The sequence below is a fragment of the Stenotrophomonas sp. C9D9 genome, from assembly GCF_056491205.1.
In genome coordinates, this window is the sequence record NZ_JBSZIF010000006.1 from 1,128,730 (window position 1) to 1,142,975 (window position 14,246).

The 14,246-nt window shown below is 68.1% G+C and carries 10 protein-coding genes and 1 pseudogene; 6 read left to right on the forward strand and 5 right to left on the reverse strand.

What is annotated here, in order from left to right; all coding sequences use genetic code 11:
• Positions 1-8: 8 nt before the first annotated feature.
• The 4 genes from secD to queA all read right to left on the reverse strand — a co-directional run bounded on the left by secD (position 9) and on the right by queA (position 4,777).
• Complete coding sequence (gene secD, locus ACXI0D_RS20775; protein WP_049442810.1) at positions 9-1,865, reverse strand: protein translocase subunit SecD; 1,857 nt, start codon at positions 1,863-1,865, stop codon at positions 9-11.
• 61 nt (positions 1,866-1,926) lie between these two features.
• A complete protein-coding gene (yajC, locus tag ACXI0D_RS20780) occupies positions 1,927-2,271 on the reverse strand; it encodes a preprotein translocase subunit YajC (RefSeq protein ID WP_014036867.1) in 345 nt (114 codons plus the stop codon).
• Positions 2,272-2,405: 134 nt separating this feature from the next.
• Positions 2,406-3,536 carry a tRNA guanosine(34) transglycosylase Tgt gene (gene tgt, locus ACXI0D_RS20785; RefSeq protein ID WP_006434331.1) on the reverse strand — a complete coding sequence of 377 codons (1,131 nt, stop codon included), beginning with the start codon at positions 3,534-3,536 and terminating at the stop codon, positions 2,406-2,408.
• Positions 3,537-3,709: 173 nt separating this feature from the next.
• The gene (gene queA, locus ACXI0D_RS20790; RefSeq protein WP_119007830.1) at positions 3,710-4,777 is read right to left on the reverse strand and encodes a tRNA preQ1(34) S-adenosylmethionine ribosyltransferase-isomerase QueA; all 1,068 of its coding nucleotides are present in this window, start codon (positions 4,775-4,777) and stop codon (positions 3,710-3,712) included.
• Positions 4,778-4,988: 211 nt separating this feature from the next.
• On the opposite strand from queA, the gene ACXI0D_RS20795 reads away from it, so the two are divergent.
• Together ACXI0D_RS20795 and ACXI0D_RS20800 are read left to right on the forward strand one after the other, a co-directional pair.
• Complete coding sequence (locus ACXI0D_RS20795; RefSeq protein WP_479643092.1) at positions 4,989-6,485, forward strand: aminotransferase class III-fold pyridoxal phosphate-dependent enzyme; 1,497 nt, start codon at positions 4,989-4,991, stop codon at positions 6,483-6,485.
• A gap of 120 nt (positions 6,486-6,605) precedes the next feature.
• On the forward strand, positions 6,606-7,199 hold the full coding sequence (locus ACXI0D_RS20800; protein WP_014036864.1) for an LOG family protein: 594 nt from the start codon (positions 6,606-6,608) through the stop codon (positions 7,197-7,199).
• A 33-nt stretch (positions 7,200-7,232) separates the two neighbouring features.
• Here the strand turns inward: ACXI0D_RS20800 and ACXI0D_RS20805 are convergent.
• Positions 7,233-10,058 (reverse strand): annotated as a pseudogene (locus ACXI0D_RS20805) (bifunctional diguanylate cyclase/phosphodiesterase); the annotation flags it as partial.
• Between the two features lie 247 nt (positions 10,059-10,305).
• On the opposite strand from ACXI0D_RS20805, the gene ACXI0D_RS20810 reads away from it, so the two are divergent.
• From ACXI0D_RS20810 to ACXI0D_RS20825, 4 genes are read left to right on the forward strand one after another with little or no spacing between them, the layout of a single operon-like run.
• Positions 10,306-10,824, forward strand: coding sequence for an RNA polymerase sigma factor (locus ACXI0D_RS20810; RefSeq protein ID WP_229298213.1), 519 nt, complete (start codon positions 10,306-10,308; stop codon positions 10,822-10,824).
• On the forward strand, positions 10,821-11,819 hold the full coding sequence (locus ACXI0D_RS20815) for a hypothetical protein (RefSeq protein WP_119007827.1): 999 nt from the start codon (positions 10,821-10,823) through the stop codon (positions 11,817-11,819). The genes ACXI0D_RS20810 and ACXI0D_RS20815 overlap by 4 nt, the downstream gene beginning before the upstream one ends.
• 40 nt (positions 11,820-11,859) lie before the next feature.
• Positions 11,860-12,456 carry an IMPACT family protein gene (locus ACXI0D_RS20820; protein ID WP_479643093.1) on the forward strand — a complete coding sequence of 199 codons (597 nt, stop codon included), beginning with the start codon at positions 11,860-11,862 and terminating at the stop codon, positions 12,454-12,456.
• Positions 12,449-14,221, forward strand: coding sequence for an ABC transporter transmembrane domain-containing protein (locus ACXI0D_RS20825; protein WP_479643094.1), 1,773 nt, complete (start codon positions 12,449-12,451; stop codon positions 14,219-14,221). The genes ACXI0D_RS20820 and ACXI0D_RS20825 overlap by 8 nt, the downstream gene beginning before the upstream one ends.
• Positions 14,222-14,246 lie beyond the last annotated feature (25 nt).

Genomic DNA, 14,246 nt, shown 5'->3' on the forward strand with positions numbered 1-14,246 from the left:
TCGTCCCGTCAGATGGCCACGTTCTGGAGCTTCTTGCGGCGGCCGTAGATCAGCGTCGCCAGCGCACGCGACACGGTGATCGCGGTGAACATGGAGGCGAAAATACCGATGATCATGGTCAGCGCGAAGCCCTTCAGCGGACCGGTACCGAATGCGAACAGCGCCACACCGACGATCAGGCCGGTCAGGTTGGCGTCGAGGATGGTGCCCGAGGCACGCTCGTAACCGGTCACGATCGCGGTCTTGCCCGGCACGCCGGCACGCAGCTCCTCACGGATACGCTCGTTGATCAGCACGTTGGCGTCCACCGACAGGCCGACCGACAACGCCAGGCCAGCGAAGCCCGGCAGGGTCATGGTCGCGCCGAACAGCGACATCACCGCCACCACGATCAGCAGGTTGAACAGCATCGCGATCGAGGTGATCACACCGAACATGCGGTAGTAGACGCTGAAGAACACCAGGGTGAACAGGAACGCGAACACCACCGCGCGCATACCGTTCTTGACGTTCTCGGCACCCAGGCTCGGGCCGACCACGCGCTCTTCGACGAAGTCCATCGGCGCGGCCAGCGAGCCCGACTTCAGCAGCTTGGCCAGGTCCTCGGCTTCCTTCTTCTGCAGGCCGGTGGTCTGGAAGTTCTTGCCGAACACGCCGTTGATGTTGGCCACCGAGATCACTTCCTCGTTGACCTTGAAGCCACGCACTTCCTGGCCGTCGACGACGGTCACGGTCGGCACGCGCTCGGTGTAGACCACCGCCATCGGCTTGTTCACGTTGGCGCTGGTGAAGTCGAACATGCGCTGGCCACCGACGTTGTTCAGCGTCACGCTGACGGCCGGGGAGCCACTGTTCGAATCGGTCACGGCCTGCGCGCCGACCATCTGGTCACCGGTGACGATCACGCGCTTGTTCAGCAGGATCGGACCACCGCCGTCACGACGCTGGTAGACCTTCGCTTCCGGCGGGATGCGGCCGGCGGTGATGGCGTCCTGCGCGTTGCCTTCAACCACCGCACGGTATTCCAGGGTGGCAGTGGCGCCGATCATGCGCTTGGCTTCGGCAGTGTCCTGCACGCCCGGCAGCTGCACGACCACCCGGTCGGCACCCTGGCGTTGGATGATCGGCTCGGCCACGCCGAGCTGGTTCACGCGGTTGCGCAGGGTGTTGATGTTCTGCTCGATGGCGCCATTGGAGATCTGCGCGATCTCGGTATCCGGCACGGTCACCGTGATGCGGTTGCCGCTGACGTCGTAGCCGAGGGTCGGCTGCGCCTTGACCAGGGCGGTACGCGCACGCTGCGCGGCGTCATCGCCGGCGGACGGGCTCAGGTTGGCGACGATGCTGTTGTCAGCGCGGCGTTCCACCGACTGGTAGGCGATGCGCGCGTCACGCAGGGTGCTGCGCACGTCTTCGGTGTAGGCGTCCAGGCGCTTGTCGAGGGCGGCCTTCTGGTCGACCTGCAGCACGAAGTGCACGCCGCCCTGCAGGTCCAGGCCCAGCACCATCGGGCGGCCACCGAGTTTGGCCAGCCAGTCCGGCACGGTCGAGGCCAGGTTCAGGGCCACGGTGTACTTCTCGCCGACGGTGTCACGCAGGGCGTCGCTGGCAGCGGACTGCGCCTTCAGGTCCGGCAGGCGGACGATCAGGCTCTCCCCTTCCTTCTCGACACCGATGGTGGTGATACCGGCCGTCTTCAGGTCGGCCAGCACACGGTCGCGCAGCGCATCGTCGATCTGGCCGCCACGGTTGGCGGTGATCTGGAGGGCCGGGTCCTTCTGGTAGATGTTGGGCAGCGCGTACAGCGCACTGAGCGCCAGTACGATCAGGATGACGACGTACTTCCAGCGTGGAAATTCGAGCATTGCTTGGGTCCCGCGCGGCGCCATCCCCGGCGCCGCGGTTGTGCTTCGGAAAGGGAGTGGCTTACTTGGCCGAATCCAGGGTGCCGGTCGGCAGCACGCTGCCGACAGCGCCCTTCTGCACGCGGATGCGCACGTTCTCGGCCACTTCGATGGTGATGAAGTTGTCGCCGATGTCGGTGACCTTGCCGGCGATGCCACCGTTGGTCAGCACTTCGTCACCACGCTTGATCTTCTCCAGCATGGACTTGTGCTCCTTCTGCCGCTTCATCTGCGGGCGGATCATCAGGAAGTACATGATGGCGATCAGGATGATCGGGAACAGCAGCGTGGTCAGGCCCATGCCCTGCGGTTGGCCGCCGGCGGCCTGGGCGTGGGCGGCGGGAATCAGGAAGGCAAGCAGGTTCATCGTTGGTCCTTTGGTTGGGCGGCGCTCCGGCCCTTTCACGGGCACGGGGTGTCGACCGCGGATCTGGGTCAGCCTTGAAGTATGCCACGGCCCCGGGCGTTCGTCCTTGGGCCGTTTGGCAGGGGGTGTTCGGGTTACAGGGGCGGTGCTACCGCCCCGCGTGCCGCGTAGAAAGACTCACGGAAGGCCAGGAAGGTTCCCGCCTCGATCGCCGCACGGATGTCGGCCATGAGCTTTTCGTAATAGAACAGGTTGTGCAGGGTGCCCAGCATCGGCGCCAGCATCTCGTTGCAGCGGTCCAGGTGGCGCAGATAGGACCGGGTGTAGCCGCCGGTGCAGGCCACGCAGCCGCAGCCCGGCTCGATCGGGTCCATGTCGCGCGCGTACTGGGAGTTGCGGATGCGGACGGTGCCGAACGAGGTGAAATAGTGGCCGTTGCGGGCGTTGCGGGTGGGCATCACGCAGTCGAACATGTCCACGCCACGTGCGACACCCTCGACCAGGTCCTCCGGCCGGCCCACGCCCATCAGGTAGCGCGGGCGGTCGCCCGGCAGTTCCGGGTCCAGGTGGTCGAGCATGGCGTTGCGCTCGTGCTCCGGCTCGCCCACGGCCAGGCCGCCGATGGCGTAGCCGTCGAAGCCGATCGCCTGCAGGGCCTCGGCCGAGCGGCTGCGCAGGTCGGTGTGCACCCCGCCCTGGACGATGCCGAACAGGGCCGCGTCGTTGCCCAGCTCGTCATGCGCGTTGCGGCTGCGCTGCGCCCAGCGCAGGCTCAGCTCCATCGAACGGCGGGCGACATCCTCGGTGGCCGGGTACGGGGTGCACTCGTCGAAGATCATCACCACGTCTGAATCGAGCACCTTCTGGATCTTCATGCTCTCTTCCGGGCCCAGGAACACCCGGGCGCCGTCGGTCGGCGAGGCGAAGGTCACGCCCTGCTCGGTGATCTTGCGGCGGTGAGCCAGCGAGAACACCTGGAAGCCACCGGAGTCCGTCAGGATCGGGCCATCCCAGCGGCAGAAGCCGTGCAGGCCGCCGTGGTCGGCGATGATGTCCAGGCCCGGCCGCAGGTACAGGTGGAAGGTATTGCCGAGGATGATCTCGGCGCCCAGCGCACGCACCTGGTCCGGCAGGATGCCCTTGACCGAGCCATAGGTTCCCACCGGCATGAAGGCCGGCGTTTCCACCGTGCCACGCGGGAAGGTCAGGCGGCCACGGCGGGCACGGCCGTCGCGGGTCTTGAGCTGGAACTGCAGTCGGGACATGGAGCGGTCATTCAGGCAAATAGTCGCCCATTGTCTCCCAAAACCAGGGCGACCGCCCATTCAGGCCTGAACGGACCGGCAGTAGAGCCATGCCATGCGTGGCTTTCCTGCCACCCAGGTTCCGGCAAGTGCGCACCAACGGTGCGCACCCACCACAACCGGATGCAGGTGCCCTACCCCGCCTGCGGGAACAGCAGCATCGCGTCGCCGTAGCTGAAGAAGCGGTAGCGCTGCTCGATCGCGTGCTGGTAAGCCTCGAACACGCGCTCCTTGCCGGCGAACGCGGAAATCATCATCAGAAGCGTGCTTTCCGGCAGGTGGAAGTTGGTCACCATCGCGTCGACGCTGCGGATGCGGTAGCCCGGGGTGATGAAGATCTGCGTTTCACCCGCGAACGGCAACAGCTCACCATCGCGCATCGCGCTTTCCAGCGCGCGCACCACGGTGGTGCCGACGCCGATCACCCGGCCGCCGGCGGCGCGCGTGCGCCGCACCTGCTGCACCAGTTCGGCACCGACGTTCAGCCACTCGCGGTGCATCACGTGGTCCTTCAGGTCATCGGCACGCACCGGCTGGAAGGTGCCCGCCCCCACGTGCAGGGTGACGTGGCCGAAGTCCACGCCCTTTTCCTTCAGCGCGGCCAGCAACGGCTCGTCGAAATGCAGGCCGGCGGTCGGCGCAGCCACCGCGCCCACTTCACGCGCGAACACGGTCTGGTAGCGCTCGCGGTCGTCCACGCCCGGCTCGCGCTGGATATAGGGCGGCAGCGGCAGGCGGCCGGCGTGCAGCAACCACTGCTCCAGCGACTCGGGCACATGGAACTGCAGCACGTAGAACTCGCCGTCACGACCCAGCACCTCGGCTTCACCACCGGCATCCAGCGCAATGCGGCTGCCGGCCTTCGGCGACTTGCTGGCGCCGACCTGCGCGCGTGCCTGCTGGGCGCCGAGCAGGCGCTCGATCAGGATCTCGACGCGGCCGCCACTGGCCTTCTGCCCGAACAGGCGCGCCGGGATCACCCGGGTGTCGTTGAACACCAGCAGGTCGCCCGGCTGCAGCAGCGACGGCAGGTCGCGCACCTGCAGATCGGTGAAGGCATCGGGCGCCGGAGGCACCAGCAGCAGGCGGCTTGCGGAACGTTCGGCCAGGGGAGCCTGCGCGATCAGTTCAGCCGGCAGGTCGTAGTTGAAATCGGACTTCTTCAAGGCAGTGGGCGGCAACAGGTCGACAATGGCGCGCATTGTACGTCCAGCGTCTGCGAGCCGGCGCGCTTCGCGGCGAACGTCGCGCAAAATGCTGCTATGCAGCAGGTTTTTGCGGGGTTATCGCGCAAAAAAACAAGTGCTAGCATCGAGTCGGAAGTCCGCTGCACGAGCCTGCCCCCAAGCGCGCGTGATGACGCGCGTTTTGCTTTTGAAGGCCCGTGCGACCCATCGTTTCAGGAGATCTGCAATGAGCTTCATCGAACGCCTCGCCCCCCTGCGCACCCAGCCCGGCACCCGCCTCACCACCGGCCTGGACGATGCCACCCTGACCGCCCTGTCCGCCCGCCACCCGCAGCTGATCGCCGCAGTGGATGCCGCCGCCGAGGAATTCGCGCGCGTGCAGGCCGACCTGGGGCCGCTGCTGGCGCAGGACGAACAGGCGCAGATCGACGCGATGCAGGACGGCTTCGTCAATTTCTATGCCGATGATGCAGTGACTCCGTACGTGGCGCTGGCCGCGCGCGGCCCGTGGGTGGTCACCCTGAAGGGTGCGGTGCTGTACGACGCCGGTGGCTACGGCATGCTCGGCTTCGGGCACACCCCGGACGCCGTGCTGGAGGCGATGGCCCGCCCGCAGGTGATGGCCAACATCATGACCCCCAGCCTGTCGCAGCAGCGCTTCATCACCGCCCTGCGCGCCGAGATCGGCCACCGCCGTGGCGGCTGCCCGTTCGCGCGCTTCATGTGCCTGAATTCCGGCTCCGAGGCGGTTGGCCTGGCCGCGCGCATCGCCGACGTCAACGCCAAGCTGCAGACCGACCCCGGCGCGCGCCACGCCGGCGCCACGATCAAGCGCGTGGTGGTCAAGGGCAGCTTCCATGGCCGTACCGACCGCCCTGCCCTGTATTCCGATTCCAGCCGCAAGAGCTACATGCAGCACCTGGCCAGCTACCGCGGCGAGGATTCGGTGATCACCGTGGCGCCGTACGATGAGGCCGGCCTGCGCAAGGTGTTCGAGGACGCTGCACGCAACCAGTGGTTCATCGAGGCGGTGTTCCTGGAACCGGTAATGGGCGAAGGCGACCCGGGCCGCTCGGTGCCGCCGGCGTTCTATGCCGTGGCCCGCGAACTGACCCGTGCGCACGGCAGCCTGCTGCTGCTCGACTCGATCCAGGCTGGCCTGCGCGCGCATGGCGTGCTGTCGGTGGTCGATTACCCGGGCTTCGAAGGCCTGGATCCGCCGGACATGGAGACCTACTCCAAGGCGCTCAACGCCGCGCAGTACCCGCTGTCGGTGCTGGCGGTGACCGAGCATGCCGCGCAGCTGTACCGCAAGGGCATCTACGGCAACACCATGACCAGCAACCCGCGCGCGCTGGACGTGGCCTGCGCCACCCTGGCGCAGCTGACCCCGCAGGTGCGCGCCAACATCGCCGAACGCGGTGCCGAGGCCGTGCGCAAGCTGGAACAGCTCAAGAGCGAGCTGGGCGGCCTGATCACCAAGGTGCAGGGCACCGGCCTGCTGTTCTCGTGCGAGCTGGCGCCGCAGTTCAAGTGCTACGGCGCCAACTCCACCGAGGAATGGCTGCGCCAGCACGGCATCAACGTGATCCACGGCGGCGAGAACTCGCTGCGCTTCACCCCGCACTTCGGCATGGACAGCGACGAACTGGACCTGCTGGTCGGCATGGTGGGCCGCGCCCTGCGTGAAGGCCCGCGCCGCGAGCAGGCTGCGGCGGCGTAAGCGGCCGCTTCGCTTCGGCGCTACAGAAGCGGCGATAATCCACCCGCACCCCGCCCGCAACCGCTGACCCGGTTGCCGGCGGGGCGTTTTCGTTTCCGCACCAAGAGACAAGACCCCCCCATGAAGTCGATCTGCGTCTACTGTGGTTCCAACGCTGGCAGCAAGCCGGCCTACACCGAACGCGCCATTGCCCTGGGTGATCGCATCGCCCGCGACGGCCTGCGCCTGGTGTACGGCGGTGGCAACGTCGGCCTGATGGGAACCGTGGCCAATGCCGTGCTCGCCGCCGGCGGCGAGGTGACCGGCGTGATCCCGCGCCAGCTGGCCGACTGGGAAGTGGCCCACCGCGGCCTGACCGAACTGGAGATCGTCGGTTCGATGCATGAGCGCAAGTCGCGCATGTTCGACCTCGCCGATGGCTTCGTCGCCCTGCCCGGCGGCTTCGGCACCATGGAAGAGATCTTCGAGATGCTCACCTGGCGCCAGCTGGGCATCGGCAACAAGCCGTGCGCCTTCCTCGACGTGGAAGGCTTCTACGCCCCGCTGATCGGCATGATCGATCGCATGGTGGAAGAACGCTTCCTGCATCCGGACCAGCGCCAGGACCTGTGGTACGGCTCGGACATCGAGGAAATGCTGGAGTGGATGCAGAACTACCAGCCGGCGCAGGCCTCGAAGTGGATCGACGAGAAGCGTCGCTCCGCCCTGCGCTGAGGCGCCCCGGCGCGGTGGCTCAGGCCACCGCGCGCTCCACGGTGCCGGACGGCCCAGCAGGTAGCCCTGGCCGTAGTCGCAACCGAGTTCGCGCAGCGTCTGCCGCTGCGCCTCGGTCTCGATGCCTTCGCCGATGGTTTCGATGCCCAGGGTCCGGGCCAGTGACAGCACGCCTTCCACCAGCGCGCGCGTGCTCTGCACTTCCGGCCCATGCAGGCCGGCGATGAAACTCTGGTCGATCTTCAACGTGCTGATCGGGAAACGGTGCAGGTAGGACAGCGCCGAGAAACCGGTACCGAAATCGTCCAGCTGTACCTGGATGCCACGTTCGCGCAGGCCCTGCAGGATGCGCAGCGTGTGCGGGCCATCGTCCAGCAGCGCCACCTCGGTGATCTCCAGGCGCAGCCGGCGCGGATCAGCGCCGCATGCGTCGAGCAGACCGAACAGGCGGCCACTGAATTCGGCCGAACGGAAATGGCGTGGCGATACGTTCACCGAGACATAGCCGTGGCCGCCTTCGGCCAGTCCCGCGATGACCTGTTCGTAGATCAGCCAGTCGACCTGTTCGATCAGGCCGCTTTCCTCGCCCAGCTCCAGGAACGCCCCGGGCAGCAGCAGGCCACGACGCTCGTGCTGCCAGCGCAGCAAGGCCTCGTGCCCCACCACCTCGCCATCGGACAGGCGCACGATCGGCTGGTAGAACGGGACGAAGTCGCGGTTGTTGATCGCACGGCGCAGGTCGGCTTCCAGATCGAGGCTGCGCATGGCCTGCTCGCGCATGTCTTCGTCGAAGATCGCGCAGCGGTCATGGCCCTGCGCTTTGGCCCGGTACATCGCCGCATCGGCGTCACGCAGCAGCTCCTCGCCGGTGCGGTAGCGCGGGTTCCACAAGGCGATGCCCAGGCTGCCGGACGGGAACAGCTCGCGCCCGGCGATCCACATCGATTCCTGCAGTGCCAGCAACAGCCGCTGGCCGAAATCCAGCGCCTGTGCCAGCCCCTGCGGGCATTGCAGCAGCACCGCGAACTCATCGCCGCCCAGCCGCGCCACCACGTCGTCGGTGCCGGCCATCGATACGATGCGCTTGGCCACCTCCACCAGCATGCGGTCGCCAGCGGCGTGGCCGATGCTGTCGTTGACCAGCTTGAAGCGGTCCAGGTCAAGGAACAGCACGGCGAACACCGGCCCACCCTCACGCTTGGCCAACGCCAGTGAATCCTGCAGGCGATCGAGCAGGTGCAGGCGGTTGGGCAGGCCGGTCAGTGCATCGTGCATGGCCTGATGGGTCAGGCGCTGCTCGGCACGCAGGCGCTCACCGATCTGCCCAAGCAGCTTTTCGTTAACCTCGGCCAGCTCGCGGGTGCGTTCCTCCACGCGCTTCTCCAGCTCTGCATGCGCCGAACGCAGCCGCTGCTGGTCGCGCTGGCGCGCCAGCCCGGTTCCGATGTTCTGCGCAACGAAAGTCAGCAGGCGCTGATCGTGCACGCTGAACGTACTGTTCTCGCTGTAGCTCTGCACCACGATCGCACCGACCACCTCGTCGTCGCGCAGCAGCGGCACGCCCAGCCAGCAATGCGAACGTGCGCCCGATTCGCGTACTTCGCCGCTGGCCAGCAGTGCGTCGATCTGTTGCCGCGAAGCCAGCAACGGGCGCCGGTTGCGCACGACATACTCGGTCAGGCCGCGGCTGAACGGGCGTGGCGCGCGGCTGGCGTTGTGTTCGTCCACCGAATAGACGAAGTCCAGGCCATTGCCGGCCCCGTTCACCAGCGCGATATAGAAATTGCGCGCGTCAAGCAGGCGCCCGACCACGCCATGCACCTGCCCGTAGAACTGGGCCAGGCTGTCGGCCGACATCGCCATCTCGGCGATGTTGTACAGCGCGGTCTGCAGCTGTTCGGCGCGGCGGCGCTCGGCCACTTCATCCTGCAGGCTGCGATTGGCGCGCTGCAGCTCCAGCGTGCGCCGCTCCACCTGTTGTTCCAGCCGGACCTGCGCCTGGCGCCGGTCCATCGCGGTCTGCACATGCTGCGCGACAAAGCCCAGCAGCGCCCGCTCGGCCTCGCCATAGCGGGCCGCCAGCTCATAGCTCTGCACCACGATGGCACCGCAGACCCGGCCATCGCGCAGCATCGGCACGCCCAGCCAGTCCAGACTTTCAGGGCCACGCTGCGGGTCGTGCTCCTGCTCGACCACGCGCGCCAGCAGCTCGCGCGAGGGGCCACTGAGCGGCTTGCCGTGGCGCAGCAACGCCACGGTCAGGCTGCGCGGCATCTCGCCGGCATCATGGCTCTGCGACGGATCGGCGACGAAGTCGTCGACCTGGTCGGCGAAGTACAGGAAGCGGATCTGGTCGCGGACATCGTCGTATTCGACGATGTAGCAGTTTTCCGCGTACATCAGCGTGCCAAGCACGCCGTGCACGTGGCGCAGCATCTCCGACATCTCCAGGTCGGCGCCGGCCAGATCGGCGATCTGGAACAGCGCCTGCTGCAGCCGCTCAGCCTCTTCCAGCGCCTTGATCTGCCCGGCCTGGCGACCGCGCTGCAGCGCCAGCTCCATGGCCTGCCGGGCCAGCCCCCACCACGCCGCGGAAGGCACGGCACCTTCCACCGACAACTGCAGGCGGGCACCGTCGTATTCCCAGCCATGGCAACCGTCGCCAGCGCCCGGCGCCGTGACCGCCCCAGCCACCACGACAGCCGGCCAGCCGCCCTGGCCGCGGCCCAGCTGCGGGTCGTCCCAGCCAACGCGGACCACGGCCGAATCCGGCAGCAGCGCATGCAATGCGCGCACCAGCGCCGTGCTCAGCACGGCCTCGTGTGGTGGCTCTTCCGCCGGTTCAACGTGCGTGGACAAATGACAATCTCTTGGCGCCGTCTGTGCGTCGCCTCCCCTGAGCCGCCGAGCATAGCGCGCCACCCGGGGGGCGATGGAAGCCCGTAAACCCCGAATCGTGCGCCCGTACGTTTTTCCTGCTGTCCGTAGCCGCTTCCACGCCATGAACCTCGCCCTGCCCGCCCCCGTCACCGGCTATGCGCCACCGCCTGCAGGCCTTACCCTGTACGCCGTGGAAGCCAGCGCACTGCCAACCGATGAAGCCTTGATGCTGGCCTGGGCCGGTGGCGACCTGCGCGCGTTCGAAAGCCTGTATGCGCGCCATCGCAAGCGCCTGTTCGGCTTCCTGCTGCGGCAACTGCGCGACAACGCGCTGGCCGAGGAGATCTTCCAGGATGTCTGGCAGCGGGTGATCAGCGCCCGTGCCGGCTGGCAACCTGAAGCCGCATTCAGCACCTGGCTGTTCCGCATCGCCCACAACCGCCTGAACGACCACTGGCGGGCCGCCCGCCATCGTCCCGCCGCACCGGCCGACGCCGACCTGCGCCTGGCCGCGATCGAGGACGGGCAGACCCCGGAAGCCGAGCTTTCCGAATTCGAACAACGTCGCCGCATCCAGCTGGCGATGGAGCAACTGCCGCCCGAGCAGCGCGAAGTGCTGCAGTTGCGGCTGGATCAGGAACTGAGCCTGGAGGAGATCGGCCAGATCACCGGCGTAGGCCGGGAAACCGTGAAATCGCGGCTGCGCTATGCGATGGACAAGCTGCGTGCGGGACTGAACGCATGAACCGAGACGAACCGCTGACGCCGGAAGAACGCGAGCTGGCGCGCCTGCTCGGCCGCCGCGTCGAACAGGCCCCACCGGCTGCACTGGACGCCACCATCCTGGCCGCGGCGCGCGCTGCCGTGGACGCACCGGCTGCCGAGGCCGTCGCCTCGCCGGACGCGCCACGCACGCAGCGCACACGTCCGCGTTGGCCGGCGGTGTTCGGCATCGCCGCCTCGATGGTGTTCGCCATCGGCATTGCCTGGCAGCTGCGCCCGGAACCGCCACCGGTTCCGGCAGGCGAGGCCGCTGTTGCTGCGGTACCGGCTGCGGCAGACGTCGCGGCCGCCAATCAGGTCGCTGAGAGCAGTGCAGCTGACAGCGCGGTTGCCGCTTCGGAAACCGCGGCCGAACCCGCAGTACCGCAGGCAGCCCCTGTTGCCGCCCCTCCGGCACCGTCCGCCGCGCGCGCACCCAAGCCTGCGCCGGCCGAAACCGCTGAAGCACCTGCCCAGGCTGCTCGTTCGGTGGCGGCGGATGCGGCCACCGATACGTCCTTTGCCGCGCTCCCGCCCGCTCCGGCCGCAGCGCCGGCAGCAGCACCGCCCGCGCCACCCGCACCCGCCGCTTACTCGGTACCTGCACCGGCATTGGCGCCAGCCCCGGCAGGGGCGCTGAAAGCACGCACTGCCGAGGCGCCAGTAGCCAACGCTGCCGATGCCGAACGGGCGCAGGCGCTGGATCGGGTAGAGATCACCTCGATGAAGCGCCAGGCCCCGAGCCGCTCCGCACCCGGCGTCATGCGCCGCGGCGCCGACGCGGGGCTCAGTGCGGATGCCGTGCAGGCCGAAGTGGACGCGGATGCACAGCTGCCGCGACGGCAGTGGCTGCAGAAGATCCGCGCGCGGCGCGACGACGGCCAGCGCGACCTGGCCCGCGCCAGCCTGGAGCGCTACGTGCAGCAGTATCCGGAAGCGCGCCTGCCGCGCGACCTGCGCCCGCTGCTGGACGACTGAAGCGGACAGTGACCTCCGGCAACCCCGTAGAATGGCGGGAATGCCCGATACCCTCGCCCAGCCGGTCAGCCACACGCTGGAAGTCAAACACAGCCGCTTCATTGCCCATGCTGCGCCGATCGATGGCGCCGCGGCAGCATTGGCGTTCCTGCAACAGGTGGCGGTAGCCGACGCGACCCACAACTGCTGGGCCTACCGGCACGGCCAGGACTACCGTTCCAGCGATGATGGCGAGCCCGCCGGCACCGCTGGGCGGCCGATCCTGGCTGCGATCAACGGCCAGGGCTTCGACCGGGTGATGGTGGTGGTCACGCGCTGGTTCGGCGGTATCAAGCTCGGCGCCGGTGGACTGGTGCGCGCCTACGGTGGCGCTGCCGCCGAATGCCTGCGCACCGCCCCGCGCGTGCCGCTGGTGGCGATGGCCCGGCTGCAGCTGCTGGCCGGCTTCGAGGATCTGGGCACCCTGCACGCCACCCTGCCCACCTTCGGCGCCGAAAAGCGCGATGAACAGTTCGATGCCAACGGCGTGTGCCTGCGGGTCGAATTGCCGGCCGATCAGGTCGATGCATTGAAAATCCGCCTGCGCGACGCCACCCGTGACCGTATCCGCATACAAGACGACGACCAGGATGACTGACAAGGACGACGCCCCCGCCTCGACCCCACCGCTGCGCCGCCTCGGCAGCCTGCGGACGTTGTGGCCGTTCGTGCGCCGCCACAGCGGGCTGTTCACCGCCTGGCTGCTGGCGCTGGCGGTGTCTTCGGCCGCCACGCTGAGCCTGCCCCCCGCCGTGAAGCAGATGATCGACCACGGCTTCACCAGCGGTGGCCGGATCAACCGCGCCTTCGCCCTGCTGATGCTGGTGGCGGTGGTGCTGGCACTGGCCACGGCCGCACGGTTCTTCTTCGTGTCGCTGCTGGGCGAAAAGGTCGTCGCCGACCTGCGCAGCCGCCTGTATGCACACCTGATCCAGCTCGGTGCCGGATTCCATGACCGCAGCCGCAGCGGCGAACTGGTCTCCCGCCTGACCGCTGACAGCGAACTGCTGCGCAGCGTGGTCGGCTCGACCATGTCGGTCGCGCTGCGCAGCAGCGTCACCGTGGTCGGCAGCCTGGCCATGCTGTTCGTCACCAGCCCGCGGCTGGCGGCATGGTCGCTGCTCGGCATCCCGCTGGCGGTGCTGCCGATCATCATCGGTGCGCGCAAGCTGCGCACGGTTGCACGCAGCAGCCAGGACCGCATCGCCGATGCCAACAGCCTGGCCAGCGAGACGCTGGGCGCCGTACGCACGGTGCAGGCGCATGCACGCGAGCCCTATGAACGCGGGCGCTTCGACAAGGCACTCGGCGATGCCATCGGTGCCGCGCGCCGCCGCATCGGTGCGCAGTCACTGGTCACCGCCAGCGCTATCCTGCTGGTGTTTGGCGCCATCGTTGGCGTGCTGTGGCTGGGCGCGCACGATGTCATCGACGGACGCCTCAGTGCTGGCACGCTGGGCCAGTTCGTGCTGTACGCGCTGATCGGCGGCGGCTCGGTGGGTGCGCTGGCCGAAGTGTGGAACGAACTGCAGCGTGCAGCCGGTGGGATGGGCCGCATTGGCGAGCTGCTGCAGGAAGACATCGAGATCCGCGCGCCAGCGCAGCCCCACGTTCTGCCGCAACCATTGCGCGGCGAAATCCAGTTTGACGACGTGGTGTTCCACTACCCGCAACGTCCGGACCAGGCCGCGCTGGACCACTTCAACCTGCATGTGCGCCCGGGCGAGACCGTGGCGCTGGTCGGCCCGTCGGGCGCGGGCAAGAGCACGGTTCTGTCGATGCTGCTGCGCTTCCACGATCCGGCCAGCGGCCACATCTGCGTCGATGGCATCGACGTGCGCCAGGTCGATCCGGCCGAGCTGCGCGCGCAACTGGCGCTGGTGCCGCAACAGCCGACGCTGTTCGCGGCCAGTGCGCGCGACAACATCCGCTACGGCCGCCTGCAGGCCAGTGACGCCGAGGTCGAAGCTGCCGCGCGTGCGGCCGAGGCCGATGGCTTCCTGCGTGCGTTGCCGCAGGGCTACGACAGTGAGCTGGGCGAACGCGGTGCGCGCCTGTCCGGTGGCCAGCAGCAGCGCGTGGCGATTGCCCGCGCACTGCTGAAGGATGCGCCGATCCTGCTGCTGGATGAAGCCACCAGCGCGCTGGATGCGCAGAGCGAGCATGGTGTGCAGCAGGCGCTTGAGCGTCTGATGGCTGGCCGCACCACGCTGGTCATCGCCCACCGCCTGGCCACCGTGCTCAAGGCCGACCGCATCGTGGTGATGGACCAGGGCCGTATCGTCGCCGAAGGCACCCATGCCCAGCTTCTGGCCGAAGGCGGACTGTACGCTGAACTGGCACGACTGCAGTTCATCGATTGATGACGGCCGGCTAACATCGGCCGGA